The organism is Micromonospora sp. I033, from assembly GCF_053890995.1.
Genome location: NZ_JBSSLX010000326.1, coordinates 1 through 4,358 on the forward strand (window position 1 = coordinate 1; position 4,358 = coordinate 4,358).

The window sequence follows — 4,358 nt, forward strand, 5'->3', positions numbered from 1 at the left end:
CGAGGTGCTGGCCGAGGCCGGCTTCGACGCGCCCCGGATCGCCGCCCTGCGGGCCGCCGGCACGGTGGCCTGAGCGGCGTCACCGGCCACCCGGCGCGCTCCGCGCCTCAGGCGCGGCGGAAGGCCGGCGCGAGGGCCGGCTCCACCATGTCCCGGAAGTCGCGCGGCAGCTGGACCGCCACGTCCTGGAACTCCCCGCCGGTGATCGCCTCGCGCAGCGTGCAGAACACGGCCCGGATCCCGTCCCGGGCGGCGTTCTCGTCGACCGCGGCCCGTTGGGCGACCCGGGCGACGAACTCGGCCGCGCCGAACCGGTCCGCGGCCTCGGTGCGGGGATGGGGGTTGAGCAGCCGCTGGAGGGGCTTCGGCAGCTGCGCGGCGAGATCCAGCACCTCACCGCCGGTCAACCGCTCGGCCAGGGTCTCCAACGTGGCCCGGGTCAGCTCCGTCGCCCGCTCCTCGGACGTGCCGGTACGCCGCGCCACACGGTCGACGAAGGTGCCGTAGTTCATCCGTGGTACCCCCTTCGGTGTTCGCCCCGGCCGCCTACCCGCCACGGCAACCCGGAAACAACGGCCGGATTTTGCGCCGGCCCGTGCGTGAGGCGCGGTCCGGCGGGTAACCGCCGCCGGTCGTGACCGCAACTACAGGCGCGAGGAGCCCGACCCATGGCGAGTTACACGGACGTCCTTGAGTACCTGTCCGCGCTGGACTATCCGGCCGGCAAGGACGACGTCATCCGGGAGGCCGAACGGGAGGGCGCGCCGCCGGAGGTGTTGCAGGCGCTGCGGGCGCTGCCGCCGGTGGACTACGCCAACGGCAACGAGGTGGCCCGCTCGGCGGGCATCGACGCCGCGCCCGAGGTGGGCCGCTCGCAGCGCGCGGCGCAGGCGCGGGACCGGCACACCCGGGTCTCCCAGCACCTGCGCGGCATCTGACCCCTCGGTGCCGCGCCGGACCCCGGCCCGGGTCCACGGGCACATCCCGGCGGCGCTCCAGCTCGTGGTGATGGCGCTGGTCGGCCTCGCCGCCGCCGGCGCCGCCGCCGTCATGCTCGCGCCGACCCTCGTCCCGCTGGTCGGGTGGGACGCGGCCGCGCTGAGCTGGCTGGCCCTGCAGTGGGTGCGGCTGTCCCGGCTGGACGCCGAGCGGACCGCACGGCTGGCGAAGCTGGAGGACCCCAACCGGGCGATCCGCGACGCCCTGCTGCTGGCCGCCTGCCTGGCGAGCCTGCTCGCGGTCGGCCTGGTGCTGACCACCGCGCACAGCGTCCCGGTCGGACTGCCCCGGGACCTCTACGGTGCTCTCGCCGTGCTGAGCATCGTGGTGTCCTGGTTCGTGGTGCACACCGTCTACACCACCCGGTACGCCCGGCTGTACTACACGGGGGAACCCGGCGGGATCAACTTCCACCAGGACGAGCCACCCTGCTTCTCCGACTTCGCGTACGTGGGCTTCACGGTCGGCGCGACGTTCCAGGTCTCGGACACCGACCTGTGCAGCTCGGACATGCGGCAGACCGCGCTGCGGCACCTGCTGCTGTCCTACCTGTTCGGCGCGGTCATCATCGCCGCCACGGTGAACCTGCTCGCCAGCCTCGCCCAGTGACCCCGGAGACAGGCGGGCGCCCCGGGTCACGAACCGCGACCTGGGGCGCCACGCAGCACCTGTCCCCGCCGGTCCGCGCCCGAACCGGGTCGCGACCGACAGGCGGTGGATGTTCGCCCGAACCGGGCGGGCATCGCTGCCACGATCATCATACGACGAGGCATCAGCCGAACGGGTGAGTATCGCGAAAGTGTGGCCGGTGGCACGTCCAGATCATGCCGTCAACTCCGCGTACCGCTTCTCCAGGTCCACCCGGGCCAGCGCCCCGACCAGCCAGGCCAGCCGCTCCGACTCACCGCTGCCGGCCAGCCCGGCCAGGTCGTCGGCGGAGCGGCCCAGTCCCAGCCGGCGGGCCGCCGCGAGGGCCCGCCGGTCGGCCACCGGCGCCACCTCGCGCCACACCGCCTGCGCCTCGCGCAGGAACAGGTCGGCCACCTCGTCGTCCACCCCGGGCAACGCGGTCAGCAGCCGCCGCTCCCGGGCCGGATCCTGGTGCGCCTCGGTGCGGAGCCGGCGCAGGTCGCCCCGGTACGCGTCGACCACGTTCTGGGCCAGGTCACCGAGGGTGGCGGCGAGCGCGTCCACGTCGCCGCGCTGCCCCGCGGCGCGCAGCACCCGGACCCGGTCGGCGTGCAGGGAGCGGGCCAGCCGCGCGGCACTGTCCCAGCCGGCGTCCCGCAGTCCCGTCGCGGCGTCGACCGCCTTGTGGAAGTCGCCCCGTCGGGCCAGCAGAACGGACAGGTAGAGCACCTGGAACAGCTGGGACGGGTTGTTCGTCACCCGGAACCCGTACCGTTCGGCGAACCCCCGCCCGTCTCCGGCGAGCCGGCGGACCAGCCGCTTCTTGTCCTCGACACTGGAAATCGCACTGGTGGTGGGCATGCCCGCCGTCTACCCGGGCCGGGCCGAGGCATTCAGCCGAGCGTGGTGCCGTGCCGGTCCCGCGCCTTGAGCCGGGTGGTGGGCAGCGCCGGGGCGGGCAGCGGTGGCGCGGCGTCGTCGGCGACCGTGCCGAACCGACGGCCCGCCATCCAGTCCTCGCGCGCGGCGGCGACCTCCTCGTGCGACCGGCCCACGAAGTTCCACCACATCACCAGCGGCTCCTCGAACGGGGTGCCGCCGAGCAGCAGCAGCCGGCTGCCCGGGGCGGCGCGCAGGGTCAGCGCGTCCCGGCCGGCGCCCAGGTAGAGCAGCGCGCCGGGGGCGAAGGCCACCCCGTCCACCTCCGCGGAGCCGGACATGGCGAGCAGCCCGTACTCGAAGTCGCGGCGCAGCGGCAGTGTCGCCGGCGCGGGGCCGCGCACCTCGAGCTGCGCGCCGACCAGCGGCGTGTGCACCACGGCCGGCGAGCGTTCCCCACCCACCTCGCCGACGAGCAGGGTGACGTCCAGGTCGCCGTCGCGCCACCGGGGCAGGTCCGCGTGGTGGGCGAAGTCGGCCGCGCCCGCCCGGGCCGGGTCCGGCAGCGCCACCCAGAGCTGCACGCCGTGCATCAGCGGCGGGTGCACCAGGGGCGAGCGTTCCGAGTGGGCGATGCCGTGCCCGGAGGTCATCACGTTGAGCTGGCCGGGCCGGATGGGCTGGACGTTGCCGAGGCTGTCCCGGTGCAGGATCTCCCCGTCGAGCAGCCAGGTGACCGTCTGCAACCCGCAGTGCGGGTGCGGCGGGACCTCCATGCCCGGGCGCTCGGCCACGTCGTCCGGCCCGAAGTGGTCGACGAAGCACCAGGCCCCGACCAGCCGCCGCTGCCGCTGCGGCAGCAGCCGGCGCACCGTCGTGTAGCGCCCCAACGGCACGTCGTGGCCGGGCAGCAGCACGCTCCCCGGGTCGGTGGGGCCCACGCCAGGTGGGAGGGTCTGCGCCGGCAGGGATTCGGTACGGTCCACCGCCCGACTGTACGCTCGGCCCGCCGCGACGCTCACCGTGTTCCGGACCTCTGGAGACGCCGCTGGCCGGCACCCGGGTGTCCGGGTGCCGGCCAGCGTCTGGCTCAGCTGTTCCAGTGCTGGGCGACGATGTCGGCGGCCTGCTGCTCCCACTGCGCGTACGCGTCCGGGTAGGCCGAGACCTGCACGGTCTGGGCGGCCTCGGTCAGCGGCATGTCCTGCCAGCCGTCGACCTGCTTCAGACCCTTGAGGAACGCAAGCGTCGAGTACTCGGGGTCGGTGATCTGCTCCGGCGTGCCCCAACCCGAGCTCGGGCGCTGCTGGAACAGGCCCAGCGAGTCGTGGTCATTGGCGTCGCCGAGGTGGCCCAGGTTCTCCAGCTTCGACTCCTGCAGGCTGGTGGCGATCGAGATCACCGCGGCCCGCTCCGGCAGACCGGCCTTCTTCGTCGCCGCGATGATCGCCTTGGCGTTGGCGGTCTGCTCGTCGCTCAGGGTGATCTTCGACTGGGTGCCCTGCACACCGTGCGGGATCAGCTTGTCACCCTGCACCGCCACCGCGACCGGCTTGGTGCCCTGCACCGGACCGGCGTCGGCGTGAGCGGCGATCGGACCGGCGAAGACACCACCGGTGAAAGCCAGACCAGCAATACCCAGCACGCTCTTACGCAGCATCGTGTTCACGAGAAGCTCCATTCGGGGGTTGGCGCACACACGCCGACCGGGGGATCGGACTCAGTGGTGTGCGCAAGCACCGTCAGGCGCTCAAGAAGTCTTAGGGGGGATCATCCGGCGCGCGGGGCGGAGCCACTTCGTCGCGCCGGGATCATGTACAACGACCGGCGGCCCACCATCATTCCGGGCC

6 protein-coding genes are annotated in these 4,358 nt (G+C 73.7%); 2 read left to right on the plus strand and 4 right to left on the minus strand.

Annotation, left to right across the window (positions count from 1 at the left end; all coding sequences use genetic code 11):
• Positions 1–107: 107 nt before the first annotated feature.
• Positions 108–512 carry a DUF2267 domain-containing protein gene (locus ACW0Q9_RS29380; RefSeq protein ID WP_456186837.1) on the minus strand — a complete coding sequence of 135 codons (405 nt, stop codon included), beginning with the start codon at positions 510–512 and terminating at the stop codon, positions 108–110.
• 156 nt (positions 513–668) lie between these two features.
• On the opposite strand from ACW0Q9_RS29380, the gene ACW0Q9_RS29385 reads away from it, so the two are divergent.
• Complete coding sequence (locus ACW0Q9_RS29385; RefSeq protein ID WP_456186839.1) at positions 669–938, plus strand: DUF2795 domain-containing protein; 270 nt, start codon at positions 669–671, stop codon at positions 936–938.
• A 7-nt stretch (positions 939–945) separates the two neighbouring features.
• On the plus strand, positions 946–1,608 hold the full coding sequence (locus ACW0Q9_RS29390; RefSeq protein WP_456186841.1) for a DUF1345 domain-containing protein: 663 nt from the start codon (positions 946–948) through the stop codon (positions 1,606–1,608).
• A 213-nt stretch (positions 1,609–1,821) separates the two neighbouring features.
• Here ACW0Q9_RS29390 and ACW0Q9_RS29395 read toward each other — a convergent pair whose 3' ends face one another.
• The 3 genes from ACW0Q9_RS29395 to ACW0Q9_RS29405 form a co-directional block, all read right to left on the minus strand.
• Entirely contained in the window at positions 1,822–2,490 is a 669-nt protein-coding gene (locus ACW0Q9_RS29395) for a hypothetical protein (RefSeq protein ID WP_456186843.1), read from the minus strand.
• A 32-nt stretch (positions 2,491–2,522) separates the two neighbouring features.
• Complete coding sequence (locus ACW0Q9_RS29400) at positions 2,523–3,494, minus strand: pirin family protein (protein WP_456186845.1); 972 nt, start codon at positions 3,492–3,494, stop codon at positions 2,523–2,525.
• Positions 3,495–3,598: 104 nt separating this feature from the next.
• Positions 3,599–4,177 (minus strand): hypothetical protein, encoded by a 579-nt coding sequence (locus ACW0Q9_RS29405; protein ID WP_456186847.1) that lies wholly within the window; start codon positions 4,175–4,177, stop codon positions 3,599–3,601.
• Positions 4,178–4,358 lie beyond the last annotated feature (181 nt).